The 24,421-nt window shown below is 63.3% G+C and carries 22 protein-coding genes; 7 read left to right on the top strand and 15 right to left on the bottom strand.

The genetic code is table 11. The annotated features are described in order from the left end of the window. Positions 1-3 precede the first annotated feature (3 nt). From GV819_RS05010 to GV819_RS04985, 6 genes are all read left to right on the top strand, one after another. Entirely contained in the window at positions 4-1,197 is a 1,194-nt protein-coding gene (locus tag GV819_RS05010; RefSeq protein WP_161754071.1) for an SfnB family sulfur acquisition oxidoreductase, read from the top strand. Further along, entirely contained in the window at positions 1,197-2,552 is a 1,356-nt protein-coding gene (locus tag GV819_RS05005; protein ID WP_161754069.1) for an LLM class flavin-dependent oxidoreductase, read from the top strand. Before GV819_RS05010 ends, GV819_RS05005 begins: the two co-directional genes overlap by 1 nt. A 112-nt stretch (positions 2,553-2,664) precedes the next feature. Continuing rightward, positions 2,665-3,474: a MetQ/NlpA family ABC transporter substrate-binding protein gene (locus GV819_RS05000; protein WP_161754067.1), complete on the top strand. Its 810-nt coding sequence runs from the start codon at positions 2,665-2,667 to the stop codon at positions 3,472-3,474. Between the two features lies 1 nt (position 3,475). After that, positions 3,476-4,600, top strand: a complete 1,125-nt coding sequence (locus GV819_RS04995; protein WP_161754065.1) for a methionine ABC transporter ATP-binding protein — start codon at positions 3,476-3,478, stop codon at positions 4,598-4,600. Continuing rightward, the gene (locus GV819_RS04990; RefSeq protein WP_161754063.1) at positions 4,590-5,234 is read left to right on the top strand and encodes a methionine ABC transporter permease; all 645 of its coding nucleotides are present in this window, start codon (positions 4,590-4,592) and stop codon (positions 5,232-5,234) included. Before GV819_RS04995 ends, GV819_RS04990 begins: the two co-directional genes overlap by 11 nt. 154 nt (positions 5,235-5,388) lie before the next feature. Beyond that, positions 5,389-6,015 carry a class I SAM-dependent methyltransferase gene (locus GV819_RS04985; protein ID WP_161754061.1) on the top strand — a complete coding sequence of 209 codons (627 nt, stop codon included), beginning with the start codon at positions 5,389-5,391 and terminating at the stop codon, positions 6,013-6,015. Positions 6,016-6,126: 111 nt separating this feature from the next. Here GV819_RS04985 and GV819_RS04980 read toward each other — a convergent pair whose 3' ends face one another. The 3 genes from GV819_RS04980 to GV819_RS04970 are packed head-to-tail and all read right to left on the bottom strand — an operon-like array spanning position 6,127 to position 11,362. Next, positions 6,127-9,204 carry an efflux RND transporter permease subunit gene (locus GV819_RS04980; RefSeq protein WP_161754059.1) on the bottom strand — a complete coding sequence of 1,026 codons (3,078 nt, stop codon included), beginning with the start codon at positions 9,202-9,204 and terminating at the stop codon, positions 6,127-6,129. Next, positions 9,201-10,271, bottom strand: a complete 1,071-nt coding sequence (locus GV819_RS04975) for an efflux RND transporter periplasmic adaptor subunit (protein WP_161754057.1) — start codon at positions 10,269-10,271, stop codon at positions 9,201-9,203. Before GV819_RS04975 ends, GV819_RS04980 begins: the two co-directional genes overlap by 4 nt. Then, positions 10,268-11,362, bottom strand: coding sequence for an efflux RND transporter periplasmic adaptor subunit (locus GV819_RS04970; protein WP_161754055.1), 1,095 nt, complete (start codon positions 11,360-11,362; stop codon positions 10,268-10,270). Before GV819_RS04970 ends, GV819_RS04975 begins: the two co-directional genes overlap by 4 nt. A 293-nt stretch (positions 11,363-11,655) precedes the next feature. On the opposite strand from GV819_RS04970, the gene GV819_RS04965 reads away from it, so the two are divergent. Then, a complete protein-coding gene (locus GV819_RS04965; protein ID WP_161754053.1) occupies positions 11,656-12,816 on the top strand; it encodes an AAA family ATPase in 1,161 nt (386 codons plus the stop codon). Between the two features lie 451 nt (positions 12,817-13,267). Here GV819_RS04965 and GV819_RS04960 read toward each other — a convergent pair whose 3' ends face one another. The 12 genes from GV819_RS04960 to GV819_RS04905 all read right to left on the bottom strand — a co-directional run bounded on the left by GV819_RS04960 (position 13,268) and on the right by GV819_RS04905 (position 24,410). Continuing rightward, positions 13,268-14,152 (bottom strand): transporter substrate-binding domain-containing protein, encoded by an 885-nt coding sequence (locus GV819_RS04960; RefSeq protein WP_161754051.1) that lies wholly within the window; start codon positions 14,150-14,152, stop codon positions 13,268-13,270. Continuing rightward, complete coding sequence (locus tag GV819_RS04955; RefSeq protein WP_161754049.1) at positions 14,149-14,931, bottom strand: amino acid ABC transporter ATP-binding protein; 783 nt, start codon at positions 14,929-14,931, stop codon at positions 14,149-14,151. The genes GV819_RS04960 and GV819_RS04955 overlap by 4 nt, the downstream gene beginning before the upstream one ends. Continuing rightward, complete coding sequence (locus GV819_RS04950) at positions 14,928-15,587, bottom strand: amino acid ABC transporter permease (RefSeq protein WP_161754047.1); 660 nt, start codon at positions 15,585-15,587, stop codon at positions 14,928-14,930. Before GV819_RS04950 ends, GV819_RS04955 begins: the two co-directional genes overlap by 4 nt. Beyond that, positions 15,568-16,233: an amino acid ABC transporter permease gene (locus tag GV819_RS04945; protein WP_011058611.1), complete on the bottom strand. Its 666-nt coding sequence runs from the start codon at positions 16,231-16,233 to the stop codon at positions 15,568-15,570. Before GV819_RS04945 ends, GV819_RS04950 begins: the two co-directional genes overlap by 20 nt. 615 nt (positions 16,234-16,848) lie before the next feature. Further along, entirely contained in the window at positions 16,849-17,631 is a 783-nt protein-coding gene (locus GV819_RS04940; RefSeq protein ID WP_011058610.1) for a MetQ/NlpA family ABC transporter substrate-binding protein, read from the bottom strand. A gap of 1,061 nt (positions 17,632-18,692) precedes the next feature. After that, positions 18,693-19,625, bottom strand: coding sequence for a sigma 54-interacting transcriptional regulator (locus GV819_RS04935; protein ID WP_161754045.1), 933 nt, complete (start codon positions 19,623-19,625; stop codon positions 18,693-18,695). A gap of 57 nt (positions 19,626-19,682) precedes the next feature. Next, entirely contained in the window at positions 19,683-20,264 is a 582-nt protein-coding gene (locus GV819_RS04930; RefSeq protein WP_161754043.1) for an alpha/beta hydrolase, read from the bottom strand. Positions 20,265-20,601: 337 nt separating this feature from the next. Further along, entirely contained in the window at positions 20,602-21,003 is a 402-nt protein-coding gene (locus GV819_RS04925) for an ExbD/TolR family protein (protein WP_009041659.1), read from the bottom strand. Position 21,004: 1 nt separating this feature from the next. Next, positions 21,005-21,730 carry a MotA/TolQ/ExbB proton channel family protein gene (locus GV819_RS04920; protein WP_161754041.1) on the bottom strand — a complete coding sequence of 242 codons (726 nt, stop codon included), beginning with the start codon at positions 21,728-21,730 and terminating at the stop codon, positions 21,005-21,007. Between the two features lie 55 nt (positions 21,731-21,785). Next, positions 21,786-22,601 carry an energy transducer TonB gene (locus tag GV819_RS04915; protein WP_161754039.1) on the bottom strand — a complete coding sequence of 272 codons (816 nt, stop codon included), beginning with the start codon at positions 22,599-22,601 and terminating at the stop codon, positions 21,786-21,788. A 433-nt stretch (positions 22,602-23,034) separates the two neighbouring features. Beyond that, a complete protein-coding gene (locus GV819_RS04910) occupies positions 23,035-23,358 on the bottom strand; it encodes a hypothetical protein (protein ID WP_161754037.1) in 324 nt (107 codons plus the stop codon). Positions 23,359-23,555: 197 nt separating this feature from the next. After that, on the bottom strand, positions 23,556-24,410 hold the full coding sequence (locus GV819_RS04905; protein WP_161754035.1) for a LysR substrate-binding domain-containing protein: 855 nt from the start codon (positions 24,408-24,410) through the stop codon (positions 23,556-23,558). Positions 24,411-24,421: the final 11 nt, after the last annotated feature.

Raw genomic sequence — 24,421 nt, 5'->3', positions numbered from 1 at the left:
CACATGAGCCTTTCTCAACACGTCGCGGTCATCACCAGCGATGAACAAGCCCTGATTGTCGCCAGCGACCTGGCGGAAGATTTCCAACGCGACAGTGCCCTGCGCGACCGCGAGCGGCGCCTGCCACACCCGGAACTGGAAGCCTTCTCGCGCTCCGGCCTGTGGGGCATCAGCGTGCCCAGGGAATACGGCGGCGCCGGTGTCTCCAATGTCACCCTGGCCAAGGTCATCGCCCTGATCGCCGAGGCCGACGCCTCCCTGGGGCAGATCCCGCAGAACCATTTCTATGCCCTCGAAGTACTGCGGGTGAATGGCAGCCCACAGCAGAAACAACGCCTGTACGCCGAAGTCCTCGCCGGCCGGCGCTTCGGCAACGCCCTGGCCGAGCTGGGCACCAAGACCGCCCACGACCGCACCACCCGCCTGAGCCGTGACGGCGATGGCTACCGCATCGACGGGCGCAAGTTCTACGCCACCGGAGCGATCTACGCCCAACGCATCCCGACATCGGTGGTGGATGAATACGGCGTGCTGCAACTGGCCTTCGTCCCCGCGGACAGCCAGGGCCTGAGCGTGATCGACGACTGGAGCGGCTTCGGCCAGCGCACCACCGGCAGCGGCTCGGTGCTGTTCGAAAATGTGTGGGTGGACGCCGACGACGTGGTGCCGTTCCAGAGCGCCTTCGAGCGCCCGACCACGGTTGGCCCCCTGGCGCAGATCCTTCACGCGGCCATCGACACCGGCATTGCCCGCGCCGCCTACGAGGACGCCCTGCACTTTGTGCGCACCAAGACCCGGCCCTGGATCGACTCCGGCCTGGAGCAGGCCACCGCCGACCCGCTGACGATCAAGAGCTTCGGCCACCTGAGCATCCGCCTGCACGCCACCGAAGCGCTGCTGGAACGCGCCGGGGAATTCCTCGACGCAGCCCAAGCCGACAGCAACGCCGACACCGTGGCCGCCGCCTCCATCGCCGTGGCCGAGGTCCGCGCCCTGAGCACGGAAATTTCCCTGGCCGCCGGCAGCACCCTGTTCGAACTGGCCGGCAGCCAGGCGACCCTGGCCGAGCACGGCCTGGACCGCCACTGGCGCAACGCCCGGGTGCACACCCTGCACGACCCGGTGCGCTGGAAGTACCACGCGGTGGGCAACTACTACCTGAACCAGACCAACCCGCCGTTGCGGGGGACCATTTGATGGCCGCGAAAAAGAAGATCCTGCTCAACGCCTTCAACATGAACTGCGTCGGTCATATCAACCACGGCCTGTGGACTCACCCACGGGACACCTCGACCCAGTACCAGACCCTCGAATACTGGACCGAGCTGGCCCAGTTGCTGGAGCGCGGGCTGTTCGACGGGCTGTTCATCGCCGACATCGTCGGGGTCTACGACGTCTACCAGAACTCCCTGGACGTGACGCTCAAGGAGTCGATCCAACTACCGGTCAACGACCCGCTGCTGCTGGTCTCGGCCATGGCCGCGGTGACCAGGAACCTCGGCTTCGGCCTGACCGCCAACCTCACTTACGAGGCGCCGTACCTGTTCGCCCGACGCCTCTCCACCCTCGATCACCTGAGCCGTGGCCGGGTCGGCTGGAACATCGTCACCGGCTACCTGGACAGCGCCGCCCAGGCCATGGGCCTCAAGCAGCAGATCGAACACGACCGCCGCTACGACCAGGCCGACGAGTACCTGGAGGTGCTGTACAAACTCTGGGAAGGCAGCTGGGAAGACGACGCGGTGATCAACGACCGCGAGCAGCGCATCTACGCCCAACCGGACAAGGTGCACAAGGTCGAGCACCAGGGCGAGTTCTACCAGGTCAGCGGTTATCACCTGTGCGAGCCTTCGCCGCAACGCACCCCGGTGCTGTTCCAGGCCGGCAGCTCGGACCGCGGCCTGGTGTTCGCCGGGCGCCACGCCGAGTGCGTGTTCATCAGCGGGCAGAACAAGGCCGCGACCAAGGCCCAGGTGGACAAGGTCCGCGCCAGCGCCGTGGCCGCCGGGCGCAACCCTGAGGACATCAAGGTGTTCATGGGGCTCAACGTGATCGTCGCCGCGACCGAAGAGCTGGCCTGGAAGAAACACGCCGAGTATCGCAGTCATGCCAGCGCCGAAGCCGGTGTGGCGCATTTCTCCGCCTCCACCGGGATCGATTTCGCCCAGTACGAGATCGACGAGCCGATCCAGTACGTGAAGAGCAACGCGATCCAATCGGCCACCAAGAACCTGCAGAACAACGATTGGACCCGGCGCAAGCTGCTGGACCAGCACGCCCTGGGCGGCCGCTACTTCACCGTGGTCGGATCACCGCAACAGGTGGCCGATGAGCTGGAATCCTGGATTGCCGAAACCGGCCTGGACGGCTTCAACCTGACCCGCATCGTCACCCCGGAAAGCTATGTCGACTTCATCGACCTGGTGATCCCGGAGCTGCAACGCCGGGGCTCGTACAAGACCGCCTACGACCAGGGCACCCTGCGCGAAAAGCTCTTCCGCCAGGACCGCAAGCTGCCCGAACAACACACCGGAGCGGCTTACCGCCGCTAACAGCTTCGCCGGCAAGCCGGCTCCTACACACCTCACTGTAGGAGCTGGCTTGCCAGCGAAGAGGCCCGCAACCACACCCCATTCCCTGGCCCCGACCTGGACCCTGACCCACATGAAAACCACACGCTTGCGCCACCCGGTCAAAGCCCTGGCCCTCGCCCTCGGCCTGTTCAGCAGCGCCGTTTTCGCCGCCGATGCGCCGCTCAAGGTCGGCACCACCGCGGCCTTCGCCATTCCCCTGGAGGCCGCCGTCGTCGAAGCCGGTAAACAGGGCCTGAAGGTCGAGCTGGTGGAGTTCACCGACTGGATCGCGCCCAACGTCAGCCTGGCTGCCGGCGATATCGACGTGAACTACTTCCAGCACATCCCGTTCCTGGAAAACGCCAAGGCCGCCGCCGGTTTCGACCTGGTGCCCTTCGCCCCGGGCATCATCAACAACGTCGGCCTGTACTCGAAGAAATACAAAAGCTTCGACGAGCTGCCAGTCGGCGCCAGCGTGGCCATCGCCAACGACCCGATCAACAGCGGGCGCGGCCTGCAACTGCTGGCCAAGGCCGGGCTGATCACCCTCAAGCCCGGGGTCGGCTACAAGGCCACCGAAGAAGACATCGTCGCCAACCCGAAGAAGATCAAGATCCTCCAGGTGGAAGCCGTGCAACTGGTACGCGCCTATGACGACGCCGACCTGGTCCAGGGCTACCCGGCCTATATCCGCCTGGCCAAGACCTTCGATGCCGGTTCAGTCTTGCTGTTCGACGGCCTGGACCACAAGGAATACGTGATCCAGTTCGTGATCCAGCCCAAGAGCAAGAACGACCCGCGGCTGATCAAGTTCGTCGATATCTACCAGCATTCGCCGGCCGTGCGCGCCGCCCTGGACCAGGCTCACGGCAAGCTCTACCAAGCCGGCTGGGAAGGTTGAAATGAGTGCCTCGACGCTCCAGCGCACACGGCCCGAGCCGGCGCCCCACAGCGCCGAACAGACCCAACTGCACCCGGACCTGAACCGCGCCCAGGTGCGCTTTATCGGCCTGGGCAAGACCTACCAGGGTCGGCAGGGCCCGGTACAGGCGCTGCACGGCATCGACCTGGCGATCCAGCGCGGTGAAGTGTTCGGCATCATCGGCCGCAGCGGCGCCGGCAAGTCGTCGCTGATCCGCACCATCAATCGCCTGGAACAACCCAGCAGCGGCCGAGTGCTGATCGACCAGGTGGACATCGGCGACTTCGACGAGGACCGCCTGGTGGCCCTGCGCCGACGCATCGGCATGATCTTCCAGCACTTCAACCTGATGTCGGCCAAGACCGTGTGGCACAACGTCGAACTGCCACTGAAGGTGGCCGGGGTGCCCAAGGCCGAGCGCCAGCGCAAGGTCGGCGAACTGCTGGAACTGGTGGGCCTCAAGGACAAGCACCAGGCCTACCCGGCGCAGCTGTCCGGCGGCCAGAAGCAACGGGTGGGGATCGCCCGGGCGCTGGTCCACGACCCCGAGATCCTGCTGTGCGACGAAGCCACCTCGGCCCTCGACCCGGAAACCACCCAATCGATCCTTGGCCTGCTGAAAGAGATCAACCAGCGCCTGGGCCTGACCATCATTCTGATCACCCATGAAATGGCGGTGATCCGCGATATCTGCGACCGGGTGGTGGTGCTGGAACACGGCCGCATTGTCGAGCAGGGACCGGTTTGGGAGGTCTTCGGCAACCCGCAGCATGAGGTCAGCAAGACTCTACTGGCGCCGTTGCAGCACGGCTTGCCCGAAGAACTGCAAAACCGTTTGCGCGATCATCCCCAGTCGTCCGATGCCGCGGTGGTGCTGAGCCTGCGTTTCACTGGCAACAGCCGCGACGAACCAGACCTGGCGGCATTGTTCAGTGCCCTCGGCGGGCGCGTGCGGTTGCTCCAGGGCGGCGTCGAACGCATCCAGGGGCACGCCCTGGGACAATTGCTCCTGGCTGTCCAGGGCTCGTCCCTGGGCACGGCGGAACTGCGCCATCGGGCCGAGCACTGGGCACAACAGGTGGAGGTACTGGGCTATGTGGTTTGAGCGTTTGTTGCAGGGCATTCTCGACACCCTGCTGATGGTCGGCGTGTCTTCGCTGATCGCCCTGCTGGCGGGGATTCCCCTGGCAGTGATCCTGGTCACCAGCGGCAAGGGCGGGATCTATGAAGCGCCGCACCTGAACCGCGCCCTCGGGGCATTCGTCAACCTGTTCCGCTCGATCCCGTTCCTGATCCTGATGGTGGCGCTGATCCCCTTTACCCGACTGATCGTCGGCACCACCTACGGCGTCTGGGCGGCGGTGGTGCCGCTGACCATCGCCGCCACGCCGTTCTTTGCACGGATCGCCGAGGTGAGCCTGCGGGAAGTCGATCACGGCCTGATCGAAGCGGCCCAGGCCATGGGCTGCCGGCGCTGGCACATCGTCTGGCACGTGCTGCTGCCGGAGGCGTTGCCGGGGATCGTCGGTGGTTTCACTATCACCCTGGTGACCATGATCAACTCCTCGGCCATGGCCGGAGCGATTGGCGCGGGTGGGCTGGGGGACATTGCCTACCGCTACGGTTACCAGCGTTTCGACAGCCAGATCATGCTCACGGTGATCGTGTTGCTGGTGATTCTGGTGGCGGCGATCCAGCTGGGTGGCGACCGTCTGGCGCGGGTGCTGAACAAGCGTTGAGGGCTGTGGTGGCGGTTCGGGCGCCTTCGCGAGCAAGCTCGCTCCTACGGGTCGATCACCGCCCGCCGTAGGAGCGAGCTTGCTCGCGACAGGGCCCTCAAGACCATCATTGGCGTTATATTGGCCACCCCGCCCTCAACGCCCATAGCCCGCCATGAAACTCGCCCCCGACGATCTCGAAACCATCACCGCAACCACCCTCGGCCACTACAACCAGGTGGCCGAAGGCTTTCGCGAGGGCACTCGCGACCACGATGTGAGCCAGAACATCGAGGCGCTGCTGCGGCATATCCAGGGCCCGGCGCCATTCACCGTGCTGGATTTCGGCTGCGGCCCCGGCCGCGACCTGCAAGCCTTCACCCGCCTGGGCCATGTCGCCGTCGGCCTCGACGGTTCCGAACGCTTCGCGCAGATGGCCCGGGAAGACAGCGGGTGCGAAGTCTGGCAGCAGGACTTCCTCAAGCTCGAACTGCCCGCTGGACGTTTTGATGGGATCTTCGCCAACGCGGTGCTGTTCCACATTCCCCGCCAGGAGCTGCCGCGAGTGCTCAAGCAACTGCATGCCAGCCTCAAGGAAGGCGGCGTGCTGTTCAGCTCCAACCCCCGGGGCGACAACCAGGAAGGCTGGAACGGCCCGCGCTACGGTTCCTACCACGACCTGGCGGCGTGGCAAGCGCTATTGACTGACGCCGGGTTTGTCGAGCTGGAGCACTATTACCGCCCCGCTGGCCTGCCACGGGAACAACAACCGTGGCTGGCCAGCGTCTGGCGCAAGGCCTGATCCCGCCCCCCGTAGGCACTGCACAGATCCTCCGTAGGAGCCGGCTTGCCGGCGAAGGCGATTGCGGATCAAGCGCCTGCCTTACGGGCCTCTTCGCTGGCAAGCCAGCTCCTACGAGGCGGGGGGATCGGTGTCGTTGCTCGGCTCCTTGATCTTGTACCAGGCCACGTACAGCGCCGGCAGGAACAGCAGGGTCAGCAAGGTGGCGACGATGATGCCGCCGATCATCGCGTAGGCCATCGGGCCCCAGAACACCTCCCGGGCAATCGGGATCATCCCCAGACTGGCCGCCGCGGCGGTCAACAGGATCGGCCGGCGACGGTGGTGAGTGGCTTCCAGTACCGCGTCCCAGGGGTGATAACCCTCCTTCTCGTGTGAATCGATCTGGGTCACCAGGATCACCGAGTTGCGGATGATGATGCCGATCAACGCGAGAATCCCGAGGATCGCCACAAACCCCATGGGCGTGCCCGTGGGCACCAGGGCCAGGACCACACCGATCAGCCCCAACGGCGCCACACTGACCACCAGGAACAGCTTCTGCACGCTGTGCAGCTGGATCATCAGGAAGGTTGCCATCAGGAACAGCATCAGCGGCACTACCTTGGCAATCGGCCCCTGGGCCTTGCCGCTCTCCTCCACGGTCCCGCCGGTGGCCACCGAGTAACCGGCCGGCAAGCTGGCAGCGAAGCGCTCGATGACCGGCTTGAGGTCCTCGACCAGGTCCGTGGGCTGGATTTCATCACGCACCGCGGCCTTGATGGTGATGGTCGGCTTGCGGTCACGCCGCCAAACCAGTGGCTGCTCCAGTTCGTAGCGGATCGTGGCGAAGGCCAGGAGCGGGATCGAAATGCCGTTGGGCGAGAGTATCTGCAGGTTCTGCAGGGTTTCCGGCGTGCCGCGCTCACTGTCGACGGCGCGGCTGACCACATTGATCAGGTAGATATCGTCATCCACCTGGGTCACGGTCGCACCGCTGACAATGCTGTTCATCAGCCGCGCCACGTCTTCGGAGGACAGGCCCAATTGCCGGGCCTTGTCCTGGGCGATGTCGATACGCAGGACCTTGCCCGGCTCGTTCCAGTCGTAAATGATCTCGCCGATGTGCGAGTTCTTGTCGAGTTCGCTGGCCAGTTCAATGGCGTGCTTGCGCACCAGATCGATGTCCTTGCCGCTGACTCGGTACTGGATCGGACGCCCTACCGGCGGGCCCATTTCCAGAGCCTGCACATAACCGCCAATTCCGACGAAGTCTTCTCGCAGGCGTTTCTGCAAGGTCTTGATCAACGCCGAGCGCTCCTTCAGGCCCTTGCTGACAATCACCAGCTGGGCGTAGTAGGGGTTCTGCAGTTGCTGGTCCAGGGGCAGGTAGAAGCGAATCGCGCCCTCGCCGATGTAGGTGCTCCAACGCTCGATGGACGGATCGTCCTTGAGCGTGGCTTCCAGACGGTCCACCGCCAGCCGTGTCTCGCTGATCGAGGCGTTCTGCGGCAGGTTGAGGTCAACGAGGATCTCCGGGCGGTCCGAGGACGGGAAGAACTGGTTCTGCACAAACCGCATGCCAAACACCGAGAGCACGAACAGCAACACCGTGATGCCGATCGCCCACCAGCGGTAGCGCATGCACCACAGCAGGCCAGCGTTGAAAGCACGGCCAATGCGCCCGGGTTCTTCGGAATGGGGTTTCACCTTGGCACTGAGAATGTGCAGGCCGATCACCGGCGCAAACACCACCGCCACCAGCCAGGACACCAGCATCGCCACCGCGATCACCGCAAACAGGGTGAAGGTGTATTCGCCGGCAGAACTGGCGTTGAGGCCAATGGGCACGAAACCGGCGACCGTCACCAGGGTCCCGGTGAGCATCGGGAAAGCCGTCGAGGTGTAGGCAAAGGTCGCCGCCTGCTCCTTGCTCTCTCCCAGCTCCAGGCGCGTGACCATCATCTCCACGGTGATCATGGCATCGTCCACCATCAACCCCAGAGAAATGATCAATGCGCCAAGGGAGATCCGCTGCATGGTAATGCCGCTGTATTCCATGAACACGAAGACCAGCGCCAGCACCAGCGGGATGGTCAAGGCCACCACCAACCCGGGACGCACCCCGAGGCTGACGAAGCTCACCAGCAACACAATCACCACCGCCTCGAACAAGGCACTGGTGAACCCGCCGACCGCCTCCGCCACCACTTCGGCCTGGTCCGAGACATTGTGCACACCGACCCCCACTGGCAGGTCGGCGGTCAACTCGGTCATCCGCGCATGCAACGCCTTGCCGAACGCCTGGATATTGCCGCCGGCCTTCATGGCAATCGCCAGGCCGATGGCGGGCTGGCCATTGAAACGGAACTGGGTGCTCGGTGGGTCGACATAACCGCGGCTGATCTCGGCGATATCCGCCAGCCGATAGAAGCGGTCATTGAGTCGCAGGTTGACGTTCGCCAGGTCCTTCTCCGACGCGAACTGCCCCGAGGTGCGCACGGAAATCCGTTCCGGCCCGGCCTCGATCACCCCGGCCGGGATCACCGCATTCTGCGACTGCAGGCTTTGCAGGACGTCGCGCTGGTCAATGCCCAGGGCCGCCAGCTTGCGCGTGGAGACGTTCAGGTAGATGACCTCATCCTGTGCGCCGATCATCTCCACCTTGCCCAGGTTCGGCACCTCGCGGATCTCGGCGCGCACCTGCTCCACGTAGTCGCGCAGTTGGCGCATGGTCAGGCCGTCGGCGGTAAAGGCGTAGATGGAACCGTACACATCGCCGAACTCATCGTTGAAGCCCGGCCCCTGCAAACCCTGGGGGAAGTCGCCACGGATGTCATCGATCTTCTTGCGCACCTGGTACCAGATCTGCGGGATGTCCTTGGCACTGGTGGTATCACGCAGGTTGACGAACACCGTCGACTCGCCGGGGCGCGTATAGCTCTTCACGTAATCGAGGGAATCCAGCTCTTCGAGCTTTTTCTCGATGCGGTCAGTGACCTGCTTGAGGGTTTCCTCCTGGGTCGCACCCGGCCAACGGGTCTGGATGACCATGGTCTTGATGGTGAACGAAGGGTCTTCCTCACGTCCCAGGTTCAGATAGGAGAACACGCCCATCAGCAGCGCGATGAACATCAGGTACCAGACGAACGACTGATGCTTGATCGCCCACTCGGATAAATTGAAGCTCCCTTTCGTGGCAGGCGTCATGGTACGCGGTCCTCGTCGATTTTGACTTTTTGCCCCGGTTTGAGGCTGTTCACTCCGGCGCTGACGATCCGCTCACCGGGCTTGATACCCTGGCCGATCAGCGCCGAATCGCTGTCGCGGCTAAGCACCGTGACCTCACGCGGAGCGACTGTCTGGCTCTGTCTGTCGATGACCCAGACCCGGGTCTTGCCATCCACTTCCTGCAAGGCACTCAGCGGCAGCTCGGTGCGTGGCTCGATGGCCGAGCTCAGGGTCACGCTGATGGCGGTGCCCAGGCGAAAGGCCTGCGGGGTGTCCTTGAGGGTCAGGCGCGCGCGCCGGGTGCGGGTGGCACTCTGGGCCTGGGGTTCGATCTCGCGCACGGTGGCAGTGGTGCTGATGCTCGGGTCCAGTTGCGCCGCAACCTTGAACACCACATCCGCCGGCAACTGGTCCACCAGGTTCGCCGGCAGATCGATCACCGCTTCCTTGATTTCCGGCCGGGCCAGGGTCACGACCTGCTGGCCGGCGGTCACCACTTGCCCGGCCTCGGCATTCCAGGCAGTGATCACCCCACCATGATCACTGCGCAGCTCGCTGTAGGTCAGCTGGTCCTGGGCCTGGCGCACCGCCGCCTTGGCCTGCGCCAGGGACGCTCCGGTGGTTTTCAGGTCGGTCTGGGCGATGTCCAGTTGCGCCTGGGCGCCCACTCCACGGTCGAACAGTTCCTGCTGGCGTCGGGCATTGGCCTGGGCATTGATCCACTGCGCCTCGACCTTGGCCAGATCACCCTGGGCGGCGCGCAACTGGTTCTGCTGGTCGGTGGGATCGAGGGTCGCAAGCAACGCGCCCGGCCCCACTTCAGCCCCTACATCGACACTGCGATTGGCAATCCGCCCCGGCACCCGGAACCCCAGGTTGGTTTCATAGCGGGCCTGGATGTTGCCGGCAAAACGTCCCAGGCTCTCCTGGGATTGCGGGCTGGCCTCGATCGACAGCACTGGACGCACCGGCGCAGGCGCCGGCGCCTCCTTGGAGCAGCCCAGCAGCAAGGCACTGGCACACAGCAGCAGCGGCAGGCGCTTCATGGCTTGGCTCCAGGGTTCTTGGTCGGTTCGACGATCTCGACGAGCATCCCCGGGTGCAACAGCTGCCCGCCGGCCACCACGACTTTCTCGCCGCCCTTGAGGCCATCACTGATGAGCACCTTGCCGGTCAGGTAGCGCCCGACCTTGACCGTGTGCAGCGCGGTCTTGCCGTCCTCGCCCACCAGCCACACCGCCGGCTCGCTGAGGTCCTTGGTCAGCGCCGACCAGGGCAGCATCACGCTGGCCTTGCCATTGGCCCGGGCCGTGGCGCTGACCACTGACCCCAGGTCCATGCCGGCAGGCAGTGAGTCAAGCATCACCTTGACCTGCACCGTGCCGCTCTGGGCCGAGACCACCGGGGTGATTTCGCGGACCTTGCCGGTGGTCCTCACCTGGGGATTGTCCAGCAGGCTGATGTGGATGGTTTCCTGGCCCGGGGGCTCCATCAGCAGTGACTCGTAGACGTTGAATACCGCATCGCGCTCACCGTCCCTGGCCAGGCTGAAGATCGGCATCGTCGCTTGCACCACCTGGCCCACTTCGGCCTGGCGCGCGGTGATCACCCCCGGCGCCTCGGCCATCAGCTCGGTGTAGCTCAATTGCTCCCGGGCATTGGCCAACTGCGCCTGGGCCGCGCTCAGGGCGCTCTGGCTGCTGCGCAAGGCGGCCTGGGCCGAATCGTATTCGCTCTGGCTGGTATAGCCCTTGGGCAACAGTTTCTGCTGGCGGACGAAGGCGGCGCTGGTCTGCTTGACCCGGGCCTGCTCGGCGAACACCGAGGCGGCAGCGGTATCGACATTGGTCTGCAGGTCCTTGGGATCGAGCTTGGCCAGCACTTGCTGGGCCGAGACCCGGTCGCCGATGTCCACCATGCGCTGGATGATCTTGCCGCCGACGCGGAACGACAACTCGGTCTGCACCCGTGCCTGCACATCACCGGTGAGGGTTACCGAAGGCGCAAAATCGCTGCTTTGCACTTCCTGGACGCGCACCCGCGGGCGCTCCTTTTCCGTGGGCTTTTCCGCCCCGCAGCCGCAGAGCAGAGCCAGCAGGCTCAGCCCCACTATCCATTTCGAATTGAGACCAGCCATGCAGGCTCCTTGTGCTTGATCGTCGCGCCAGTGACGTTACGACTGTGAGCTTAGAACAGGGTTCACGCGTTGCACTGTCGTCGCTGTCGATGGCTGTGAGCGCCTGGATTCGAGCCGCTGCAACGCCTCCATGCAGCCGTCTGCAAGGCTGCCGAGGGTGGCGCTGGAGACACCGTTCTTGAGCCTCCGCGAAGGTCCATCGGGGTATATTGCAGCCTGCGGCAGGGCCGACACCCAGCGACAAAGACACCGCGAATTCGGCACACTGCCCAGCACGCAACAGGAGACCCGGCATGCTCAAGACCCTGGCGGTGGCCAATTACCGCTCCATCAACTCCCTGCTGATTCCCCTTGGCCGGCTGAACCTGATCACCGGGCCCAACGGCAGCGGCAAGTCCAACCTGTACCGGGCCCTGCGCCTGCTGGCGGAAACCGCCCAGGGCGGCGTGGTCAATGCCCTGGCCCGGGAAGGCGGGCTGGATTCGACCTTCTGGGCCGGGCCAGAGAAAATCAGCCGGCGCATGCGCAACGGCGAAGTGCCCGTCCAGGCCAGCGTGCGCTCGTCGAGCAAGCGCCTGCGCCTGGGGTTTGCCGGCGAGGACTTCAGCTACGCGATTGCCCTGGGCCTGCCGGAACCCAGCACGTCGGAATTCTCCCTGGACCCGGAAATCAAGAAGGAATGCATCTGGTCCGGACCTTTCTACCGTCCGGCCAGCCTGCTGGTGGATCGCCACGGCCCGCTGATTCGCGCCCGCCAGGGTCGCAGCTGGGAGGTGCTGGCCCAGCACACGCCGAACTTCGACAGCCTGTTCGATCAGGTCGGCAGCCTGCGCAGCTCGCCGGAAGTGCTGCAAATGCGCGAGTTCATCCGCCGCTGGCGCTTCTACGATCACTTTCGCAGCGACAGTGAAGCCCCGGTACGCCAGCCGCAACTGGGCACCCGGACGCCGGTGCTGCACCACGACGGCCGCGACCTGGCTGCGGCGTTGCAGACCATCCGCGAGATCGGCGACCCCGAGGCCTTGCAGGCGGCCATCAGCGACGCCTTTCCTGGCGCACGACTGAATATCGCTCCGCTACCGGGTGGACGTTTCGCCATCGAGTTCTATCAGGAAGGATTGCTGCGGCCGTTGTCGGCAGCGGAGTTATCGGACGGCACCTTGCGCTACCTGTTGCTGGTGGCGGCGTTGCTGACCCCACGCCCGCCGAGCCTGATGGTGCTCAACGAACCGGAAACCAGCCTGCACCCGGACCTGTTGCCGGCCCTGGCACGCTTGATCATCGGGGCCTCAATGCAGTGCCAGGTGTGGGTGGTGTCCCACGCCCGGCGCCTGATCGCAGCCTTGCAGGAAGACCCCGAATGCAACTGTATCGTGCTGGAGAAAGAGCTGGGCCAGACCGGCATCGTCGGTCAGCGCATGCTCGACGAACCGGCGTGGTACTGGCCGGATTAACCATCCCCGCCAGCCCCGATTGCCATGCCTCCACCGTAGGAGCCAGCTTGCTGGCGAAGAGGCCCTAAAGCCCTGCATCGCCCTCACGGACGTCTTCGCTGGCAAGCCAGCTCCTACACGGCTCAACCGCAATACGCCCACCGTAGGAGCCAGCTTGCTGGCGAAGAGGCCCTCAAGCCCTGCATCGCCCTCGCGGACGCCTTCGCTGGCAAGCCAGCTCCTACACGGCTCAAACGCAATACGCCCACCGTAGGAGCCAGCTTGCTGGCGAAGAGGCCCTCAAGCCCTGCATCGCCCTCACGGACGCCTTCGCTGGCAAGCCAGCTCCTACACGGCTCAAACGCAATACGCCCACCGTAGGAGCCAGCTTGCTGGCGAAGAGGCCCTCAGGCCCTGCATCGCCCTCGCGGACGCCTTCGCTGGCAAGCCAGCTCCTACAGGTCGCGAAGGGTCAGCCCTGCCACTTGCCGCCTTCGACAATCACGCTGTCGGGCGCGGTGTCATCGCTCAGCTCTTTACGCACGTACTGGTCATACAGCTTGAGCAGGTATTTCTCTTCGCCCAGCTTGGCCAGTTCGGCATTCACCCAGTCACGCAGTTCGATGTTGCCTTTCTTCACCGCCGGGGCAATCGGCGCCTGCTCGCCCAACGTCTGCGGCAGCACACGGTAGCCTGGGTTCTGCTTGGACCAGCTGAACAGGATCAGGTTGTCCTGGGCGTACGCATCGCCACGGCCATTGGCCAGGGCTTGCAGGGACTCGGTGTTCTTTTCGAACTTCAGCAGTTTCCAGTCCGGATGGTTCTGGGTCAGCCAGATATCCGCAGTGGTGCCGGTGGTGACAATGGTGGTGCGGCTCGCCAGGTCATCCAGGCTCTTCACTTCGCTGCCTTCGGGCACCAGGGCCTGGACCGCCACCTTGAGGTTGGGATTGGTGAATTCCACCGCTTCCTTGCGCTCCGGGGTCACGGTCATGTTGGCCAGGATCAGGTCGACCTTATCGCTCTGCAGGAAGGGAATGCGGCTGGCCGGTTCCACCGCGACGAACTCCACCTTGTTCTCGTCGCCCAGCAGGTCCTTGGCGAATTGGCGGCCGATGTCAGTATCGAAACCCACGTAGCGCCCAGCCTCATCGACAAAACCAAACGGCGGCTTGTCGGTGAACACGCCGACGATCAGCTTGTCACGGGCCTTGATCTTGTCCAGGTAGCCGGCCGCCGGCGCGGCGCTGGCAGTGCTGGCCGCCGGCTTGGGCGGATCATTGGCTTTATCGCAGCCGGCCAGCAGGGCCAGACCGAACAGTGGCAGTAAAAACAGCGAAGACTTGGCAGTTTTCATAAGAGCTCCAGTTCCTTTTTAGGGGCTTTCTTGGGCAGTGCTTCAACAAACGAGAACTTCTCCAGGAACTGCTGCGCGCGTGCGCTCTGCGGGTTCGTGAAGAATGCCTCGGGGGTGTTCTGTTCCACGATGCGGCCGCCGTCCATGAACACCACGCGGTCAGCCACGGCCCGGGCAAAGGCCATCTCATGGGTAACGATCAACAGGGTCATGCCGTCCCGGGCCAGGCCCTGGATCACTTGCAGCACCTCCTTGACCATCTCCGGATCAAGGGCCGCAGTGACCTCGTCGAACAGCATCACCTGGGGGTTCATGCACAGTGAACGGACAATGGCGATGCGTTGCTGCTGACCACCTGACAGCTGTCGGGGAAACGCCTCGCGCTTGTCCAACAGGCCGACCCGTTCCAACAGCGCTTCGGCCTGGGCCTGGGCTTCACGGCGCTGGCGCTTCTGCACCTTCAGCGGGCCAAGCAGGATGTTGTCCAGCACCTTCATGTGCGGGAACAGGTGATAACTCTGGAACACCATGCCGATCTGCTGGCGTACCTGACGCCAGTCGGTGGCCGGGTCCAGCAATTCGCGCCCGGCGAAGCGCAGATGTCCGCTATGGGCACTTTCCAGGCCATTGAGGCAGCGCAGCAAAGTGCTCTTGCCGCAACCGCTGGGGCCGAGGATGACGATCACCTCTCCGGCCGCAACGCTGAGGTCGACCTCCTTGAGCACCTGCTGCGGGCCGAAGAACTTGTTGAAACCCTTGAACTCGATCAATGCGCTCATGCTTGCGTCCAGCGCCGCTCCAGCACGCGGGAGGCGGCCGACAGCGGGTAGCAGATGAAAAAGAAAAACAGGAACAAAACGCCGTAGATCAGCACCGATTCGTAGGTACGCTCGATGATCTGCTGGCCGACCTTGATCACGTCCACCACGCCGATCAGCACCGCCAGGGAACTGGTCTTGATGATCCGCGTGTAGACATTGATGGTCGGTGGCGTCATGCGTTTCAGCGCCTGGGGCAACAGCACGTAGCCGTACAGCTGGGCACTCGACAGGCCAATCGACAAGCCCGCTTCGCGCTGGCCCCGGGGCAGCGATTGCAGGGCCCCGCGCACCACCTCGCCGACCTCGCTGGCGCCCCACAGCGACAGCACCAGCACCGCGCAGGTGAAGCTGGGAATGCTGATGCCGAAAAAGATCGGGAAGCCGAAAAACAGCAGGTACAGCCAGACCAGCACCGGGATCGCCCGGAACAGTTCCAGGTAGATCCTCAGCGGTACCTCCAGGACCTTGCGCTGCAGGCTGCGCAGCACGCCGTAGAGCGCGCCGCCCAAGGTGCTGAAGACAATGCTCAGCAAAGAAATCGACAAGGTTTGCGCAGCACCCCGGGCCAATTGCGGCAGGGACACCAGCAACAACTCAAGACCCGAACTGGCCATGCTGAAGCCTCCTTTCCAGACGGCTGAGCAACAGCGACAGTGGCAGGAACAGCAAGACGCAGATCAGCGTCAGCACCGCCAGCATCTCGTAGGTCTTGTAGTACAGGGCGATGTAGCTCTTGGTGGTGTAGAGGATTTCCGGCACCGCCACCGCCGAGACCACGGTGGTTTCCTTGAGCAGGAAAATGAAGTTGGCGAACAACGACGGCAGGCTGAGGATTCCGGCCTGGGGCAGGATCACGTAGCGCAGCAACTGCCATTGGGACAAGCCGATGGAACGTCCCGACTCCAGCTGCGCCTGGGGCACCGCCTCGACGCCGGCACGCAGCACTTCCGTGAGATAGGCACCGCCAAGAAAGGTCATGGTGATGATCGCTGCGGTAAACCCCGAAACCTTGATGCCCAGGGCCGGCAAGGCGAAGTAGACGAAAAACAGCTGGATCAACAGTGGGGTATTGCGCGCCAGTTCCACGTACAGGCCGATCAGCCGGTGCAGGTAGGGGGTGCGAAACACCAGGAGCGTGGCGTTGATCAAGGCCACCAGCAAGGAAGTGCCGATGGCAATCAGGCCGACCTGCAGGGTTACCCCCACGGCTTTGAGAAACGCCGGCAGGGTGCTGAGGATAAAAGCGTAATCGAGGGTCATTGAGAGTCCTGGACGCCGCTGGGGTACAGCGGCGGTGGTGCAGTCCATGGGGCGATGGGTAATCGCCCGGCTGTTACGACTTTATAGCTATAAAAAGCAGAATTTAAATACCGTTAAAGCATATTGATATCACCCAAAAACCTAACCCGCGGATTTGCCGGGCTGGCGCCCAGCTACTACCTTTTCCGTCGGGCCTGCCGGGTTCTTTCGCGCTCGTACAGACCTACCGGACGCTGCACCTCTCAAGGACGACTGCCATGGCTGATGCAAAGACCCCGCAACCGCTGGACCCCCACGAACTGATGAAGTGGCTGACGGCGTTGCGCCGGGCCACCCAACCCACGGCCAAGAGCGCTCCGCTGTAGCAGTTGGCTTGTGTAGGAGCTGGCTTGCCAGCGAAGGCGCCCGTAAGAGCGATACAAATCTCGAAGGCCTCTTCGCCAGCAAGCCGGCTCCTACCGTGACTGAGCGATGGCGTCCAAAAAGCGATGCATCCCCCAAGCTCGCCTCGCCGGGCTCCTGCGGCTTTCGCGGGCGCAATAAAAAACGCCGACGCTGTCATAGCCGTCGGCGTTCAAACCTTGAAGGGGTTTAGTGCGTCAGTAGCCTAGTTCATCAAAACGCTGGCAGTACCGCACCGCTGTACTTTTTCTCGATGAAGGCTTTCACCTCAGGGCTGGTCAAGGCCTTGGCCAGCTTCTGGATCGCCGGGCTGTCCTTGTTGTCCGGACGGGCCACCAGGTAGTTCACGTAAGGCGAATCGGAACCTTCGATGATCAGTGCATCCTTCGCCGGGTTCAGGCCAGCTTCCAGGGCGTAGTTGGTGTTGATCATGTCCAGGTCAACCTGGTCCAGGACCCGTGGCAGCATGGCCGACTCAAGTTCCTTGAACTTGAAGTTATGCGGGTTCTTGGCGATGTCCTTGGGCGTGGCGACGGCGTTCTTCGGGTCCTTGAGCTCGATCAGGCCAGCCTTCTGCAACAGGATCAGGGCACGGCCGCTGTTGCTGCCTTCGTTGGGAATGGCAATGGTCGCGCCGTCTTTCAGCTCGGCCAGGGTTTTGACTTTCTTCGAGTAGCCGCCGAAGGGTTCGACGTGCACACCGATCACGGTTTCCAGGTGAGTGCCTTTGCCTTCGTTGAAGCTCTTGAGGTACGGCAGGGTCTGGAAGTAGTTGGCATCCAGACGCTTCTGGTCGACCTGTACGTTGGGTTGCACGTAGTCGGTGAAGACCTTGATTTCCAGGTCCACGCCTTCCTTGGCCAGGGTTGGCTTGATCAGCTCAAGGATCTCGGCGTGGGGCACCGGGGTCGCGGCGACCACCAGCTTCTCGCCGGCCTGGGCGATGCCGGCGCTCAGAGCTGCCGCCAGTGCGGTGAACAACAGAACTTTTTTCATGCAAGGTCCTTAAGTGTCGGAATCGACGACGGCTTCAAATGAGGTGCTTATCAGGGTGCCAGTGAAGTGCCACTGCTGGCGTGAAGCGGACAATACCGAGATTTTTTATTCCCGAACAATATCTTTTATTCACTTTCATATTCCATTTTGTTCATACAGCATCCCAACGCTCTAACCCGCGCCCGCCAGCTTTTTTCCAGGAGCCGGCTTGCCGGCGAAGAGGCCCTCAGGCCCTGCATCGCCCTCACGAACGCCTTCGCTGGCAAGCCAGCTCCTACGGGCCGGAGCTGAAATGGGCATGTGTAGGAGCCGGCTTGCCGGCGAAGAGGCCCTCAAGCCTTGCATCGCCCTCACGAATGCCTTCGCTGGCAAGCCAGCTCCTACGGGCCGGATCTGAAATGGTCGTGTGTAGGAGCCGGCTTGCCGGCGAAGAGGCCCTCAAGCCTTGCATCGCCCTCACGAACGCCTTCGCTGGCAAGCCAGCTCCTACGGGCCGGATCTGAAATGGGCATGTGTAGGAGCCGGCTTGCCGGCGAAGAGGCCCTCAGGCCCTGCATCGCCCTCACGAACGCCTTCGCTGGCAAGCCAGCTCCTACGGGCCGGAGCTGAAATGGGCATGTGTAGGAGCCGGCTTGCCGGCGAAGAGGCCCTCAGGCCCTGCATCGCCCTCACGAATGCCTTCGCTGGCAAGCCAGCTCCTACGGGCCGGAGCTGAAATGGTCATGTGTAGGAGCCGGCTTGCCGGCGAAGAGGCCCTCAGGCCTTGCATCGCCCCCACGAACGCCTTCGCTGGCAAGCCAGCTCCTACGGGCCGGATCTGAAATGGTCGTGTGTAGGAGCCGGCTTGCCGGCGAAGAGGCCCTCAAGCCCTGCATCGCCCCTCACGAATGCCTTCGCTGGCAAGCCAGCTCCTACGGGCCGGATCTGAAATGGTCGTGTGTAGGAGCCGGCTTGCCGGCGAAGAGGCCCTCAAGCCCTGCATCGCCCTCACGAATGCCTTCGCTGGCAAGCCAGCTCCTACGGGCCGGATCTGAAATGGTCGTGTGTAGGAGGAGGTGGGGTCAGGACAAGCCGGTGCGCTGCAGCAGTTGTTGCAGGGCATGGCGCTCCCCCGCCGAACCACTCTGGACAATCTGCTCCAGCAATTGCTGAATCTGCTCCAGCGGCGAAGGGGTCGGCGGCAGGTTGAGGTGCTCCGGCAGGATCTCCTCGCCACTACTGACCAGCAGGGCAAAGTGAATGACGTTCTCCAGCTCCCGGGTGTTGCCCGGCCAGCTGTGGCGATCCAGGGCCTGCTGCGCAGCTTCGCTGATCAGCGGCACCGGCAGTTCCAGGCGCTGGCTGTAGATGCCCAGGAAGTACTCGGCCAACGACTCGATGTCGCCCACCCGCTCACGCAGCGCCGGCAACTCCAGCTGGCCTTCGCTGAGATAGCGGTACAGGCGCTGATGAAACTTGCCCGCCGCCACCGCCTGGGCCAGGTCGATGCTGGTGGCTGCCACCAGGCGCACGTCCACCGGGCTCGGTTGCTGGGCACCAACCCGGGTCACTTCATGGTTCTCCAGGGCCGCCAGCAACTTGGTCTGGATCGGCAGCGGCAGGTCGCCGATTTCGTCCAGGTACAGGGTCCCGCCATTGGCCGAACCGAACCAGCCGGCGCGGCTGCTGGCGGAGCCGCTGAAACTGCCGGCGGCATAACCGAACAGCTCGGCGTCGGCGTAGGTCGGGCTGATGGCGCCGCAGTTGACCGAGACAAATAACCCGCCGCGGTCGCTGGCACGGTGGATATGCCGGGCCAGCAGTTCCTTGCCGGTGCCGGTTTCGCCGCGGATCAGCACCGAGATCGAGCGCGGCGCCAGTTGCTCCAGCTCTTCACGCAGTTGCCGTGAACGCGGGTCGACGAACACCAGCGCCTTGGCACGGATGCTCAGGGGGCTTTTCTCGGCATCGGGAAAGGTCAGCAACGGCTGACCGAAAGGGGTATGAGGGCTCATGGCAGACTCCCGCCCCAGCCCGCCTGGGGGCGGGGCGTTTAAACAGAAAAAAGGTCATCAGGCACGGCGCAGGGCGTGTTGTTCCATGCGGTTCTGCAGACGATAGAGATAGGCGAAACCCTGTTCCCAGCGATGGTGGCCAGACTTGACGTTGATGTGCCCGGCGCCCGCCAGAATCCCCGCTTCAGCGCCCCAATCACGGGCCAGCTCCATGGCCCGTGGCGCGCTCACGGCGCTGTCGTTATCGGAGCTGACCACCTGGCTGGGAAAGGGCAGCAAGTCCCGGGGGATCGGTGCGAAGTTGCGCAGCGCTGGCGCACAGGCCGCACGCTCGACATCCGCCGGCGCCACCAGCAAGGCACCGCGCACCTGGCGCAACGCTGCCACGGGCGCGCGAGCCGCCCAATGGGCCACGGTGACGCAGCCCAGGCTGTGGGCAATCAGGATCACCGGCGTGTCATCGGCGGCGATGGCTTCGGCCAGGGCCGCCACCCAGTCTTCACGGCGCGGCGTCAGCCAGTCGGCCTGCTCCACCCGCGCACTGTTGGGCAGGCTGTTCTGCCAGTGGGTTTGCCAATGATCTTCTGGCGATCCTTGCCAGCCCGGCACAATCAAGTAGCGAATGGATGCGTTGCGCATGGGGAACCCTCCTGCTGCGTGTCTGTTCCCGAACGAGTATAGGGAGGGGAGTTATATTCGTTAAGGAATAAGAAGCTATTTGTTAATTCCTTAAATGAATATAAAACATCCCCTCTTCGTAGGAGCCGGCTTGCCGGCGAAAGGGCCATCAGCTCTTGTGCAACCTTGAGGACGCCTTCGCTGGCAAGCCAGCTCCTACGAGGTGAGTGCAGTGGAGTTTTTTGCATGAGCTGGCGCAATTTCGCTGGGGCTTTGCAGGTGGGTTTTCGTCAGGCAAAAAAAAGGCCGCACCCTGCCAAGGAGACGGCCTGAAAAGTCGTGGCTTTGTTGCTCGTTGTCAGCGGGCGGTGATCACCGACAGTTTGGTGATGCCCGCACGCTCGATGGACGCCATGGCCCGGGCCACTTCCCCGTAGTTGACGCCATCATCGGCCTGCAGCTGGACCCGCACTTCGGGGTCCTTGGCCTTGGCCGCTTGCAAGTTGGTTTCCAGCAGATCCGGCTGGATCTCGTCCTTGTTGATAAACAGTTTGCCGGCACCGTCGATGCTCACCACCAGCGGGTCCTTCTGCTCCACCGGGGCCACGGCCTCGGTCTTGGGCAGGTTGATCGGAATCGCGTTGGTCAGCAGCGGCGCGGTTACGATAAACACCACCAGCAGCACCAGCATCACGTCCACCAGCGGCGTGACGTTGATCTCGCTCAGCACCTCATCGCTGTCCTGGGTTGAAAAGGCCATATCAGGACGCCTCCTTGACTTTCTGCACGCTGCCCTGGGCCGCAACCTTGTGCGCGCTCGGGTGGATCAGCACGCGGAACGAGCTCTTCTGCGCCAGGCTGTAGAAGTCATGGGCAAAGTCATCGAGGTCGGCAACGGTGAGTTTCAGGCGGCGTAAAAAGTAGTTGTAAACCAGCACCGCAGGCACCGCGACGGCGATCCCCACACCGGTAGCCACCAGGGCTGCGCCAATCGGGCCGGCCACGGTTTCCAGGCTCGCCGAACCTGCGGCGCTGATGCCTTTCAAGGCTTCCATGATCCCCCACACGGTGCCGAACAGGCCGATGAAGGGCGAGGTGCTGCCAATACTGGCGACCACCGCCAAGCCGGTTTCCAGGGAGCGACGCTCACGCACGATCTGTTGGCGCAGGGCACGTTCAAGACGGTCCTGGTGGTTGATCGCCTGACTCAGGTCCGCCGCCTGGGGCGCTTCACCCACCTGGATCGCCGCGTAGCCGGCCTGGGCCACCCGCGCCGCTGCGCCAGGCTGGGTTTCACTCAAGGCGGCCGCAGAGTCGAGACTCGAGGCCGCCCAGAACTGATTGTGGAACTTGCGATCCTGGACCTTGAGGCGAGCGAACTGCACGCCCTTGACCAGGGCCAGGCCCCAGGTGGCGACGGAGAAGACCACTAACAGCCAGATCACCGCGCTTTCGATGGATTCCAGTGGAGATGCCAGTAACGTCATGATGTGTTCCCTCTGTGTAAGCGTTTAGCGCGCGTTATTTGATCGGCCTTGCGGCTCAATGAATCTTGAAATCGATGGGTACGCTGACCCAACCGTCCTGGGCCACGTCGCCCTGCTTGGCGGGGACAAAACTCCAGCGCTTGACGGCGGCCAGGGCCGCATCATCAAGCTGCTGGCGACCACTGCTTTTCTGAATCTGGATCTCGCCCGGCTTGCCGCTGGCCAACACATGCACCCGCAACAGCACCGTGCCCTCCCAACCTCGGCGCTGGGCCAGGGACGGGTATTCCGGCGCCGGGTTCTTCAGGTACGCCGCGCTGGCGGACGCCGGGGTCACCGGAGCCGGGGCCGGTGGCGCAGGCGCTGTTGGAGCGGCTACCGGAGCGGCGGGTACTGACGGTGCGGGCGTTTGCTGAACCGGCTTGGGCGCCGGTTTCGGCTCAGGCTTGGGTACCGGCTTGGGCTTGGGTTTAGGCACCGGTTTGGGCGGTGGCGGCTTCACCGCCAACTCGTCCTCCACTGGAGGCGGCGGCTCCACCACCGGCTGGACCGGCTGCGGTGGAGGCGGCTCGACCACGGGTGGCGCCGGACGCGAGAATTCGATGGTCATGGGCGGGATTTCCGGCGGCACGATCGGCAGCACCGGGGTCGGCTTCTGGCTCAGCCAGTAGAGCACCGCACCGTGCAGTACCAGGGCAACAACCCCCAGGAGGATCGCCTCACGACGGCGCAATATGCCCTTGGGCGTGCGTTGCAGACGTGATTGGCCCAACGGCAAGCGGTGAGGCCGGCCGAGGTCGACCAACTCGCCGCTCGGTGCCTGGCGCCACAGCACCTCGTGTGCACCGGCGGCGGTCTGGACATTGCCCATGGATTCACTCCCTACGATCTTTTGAATAACCCGGCACCGGCGTATCAACTGCCCCCACACATCGGTGCCGCGGGGCCAATGATCAGCGCGCCGTGCTTATCTCTGAAAGTAATCTTTCAAGTTATACATAGATCAAAATGGAATACTTGATCCGCAAGAATCGTCCCAGCCCCCGTGAATCAAGGGCTGCAACCAAGAGCGGAAAAAACCATGCTTTACAGGCATTGAAAATATTCCCTTAAAGCATGGAAACAAGGCTGTCAGATGGAGAAAACAACATATCTCCAATTACAACCAGACAAAAAATCACAACTAATCATCAACACTTAACATTCAACAGTGATTTACTGACGAGCACGACAAAGCCGCTGAAATACCGCACTGCCTTTAAATAAAACAGCGAGTATTCAGCGGCTGGTATTTATCGAACTTGTTACTGCTTGACGAACTCACCACTCAGGCCGACCACATCGCCGCTGAAGTTGCTGCGTGCACCGGAGGCACGCAGTCGGGAGTAGTTGTGGTCGGGAGAGAACAGCGCCCAGGCCTGATAGCCATAGCCGTCGTTGTAGCCCGAGACATTGATGATGGTCGGCTGGCCGGTGCTGTTCTGGAAGTGGTAATGGCCGGTAACGCCGTACTTGACCCCGGCCTGGGTCAACTCACCGCTGAACGAACCGTTGGAGTCGTTGCCGTCGGTCACGACCAGACGGGCGTCAGCGTTGGAGTTTACATAGGTTCCATTGATGCTCGACATGATGCGGGTTTCCTTATGCGGTTGAATGTTTCGTCCAATGAAGCAAGTTCCTCCTGGAACTCACAAACCCAGCATGGTTGGCATTTACAACCCTGTCCAAAATAAACCTGCAGAACAACTAACTAAATAGCTATAGCTGGCAATCCAGCCTCTATAACTTATGTCCAAAGTAAAAGAACTTATAACTACCCAAACGTTCAAACCTGCAGTTTTCCGCTTGCCACTGTTCTTAACTGCTCTTGCAATTCCTTGCCGGCCCGGCTCAAGCCACTGCCGGCGTACAGCGCCAGGCGCACGCCCTGGATATCCGGCAAGCCGCTGTGCCCATCGAGAATCCGGTGCCCCTTGCCCAGCACCCGCACCGGCAACAGGCTGATGCCCAATCCCGCCGCCACCGCCGAACAGACACTGGCCAGGCTGGCGCTGGAATAGGCGATGCGCCAAGGCCAGCCACCAACTTCCAAGTGATGGAGCATTTCCTGGCGGTACAGACCACCGACCGGAAACGCCACCAGGGGCAACGGATCTCGACCAAAGGCCGGCTGCCGATGGCTGTCGACCCAGCACAAGGGTTCGGACCAGGAGTCCAGACAGTCATCGCTATGCCCCATCTGCTTGACCAGCAGCAGGTCGAACTCGCCACGTCGATACTGGCGCAGCAACTCCGGCCCCAGGCCGCTGGCGACCTCCAGGCGCACCGTTGGGTAATCGCGGCCAAAACGCGAGAGCAGCGGCATCAGGCGCTCGGCGGCAAAGTCTTCCGGCACCCCGAGACGCAGCACCTCTTCGCTGCGCTGGTTGATCAGCACATCGCTGGCCTCTTCATGCAGGGCCAGGATGCGCCGGGCATAAGCCAGCAGGCGCTCGCCCTCCACCGTGGCCACTACCTGGCGCTGATCGCGGTCCAGCAACTGGCAGCCCAGGCTTTCCTCCAGGCGCCGCACTTGCTGGCTCACGGTGGACTGAGTCAGGTGCAGCCGCTCAGCGGCACGGGTGAAATTCTGGCAGTCGGCAACCGCGACAAAACTGCGCAACAACACGGGATCGAGCATCCGGCCTAACC

Origin of the sequence: Pseudomonas sp. Fl5BN2 (assembly GCF_009908205.1) — a bacterium.
GTDB lineage: Bacteria > Pseudomonadota > Gammaproteobacteria > Pseudomonadales > Pseudomonadaceae > Aquipseudomonas.
This window is presented reverse-complemented; position numbering and strand designations above follow the sequence as displayed.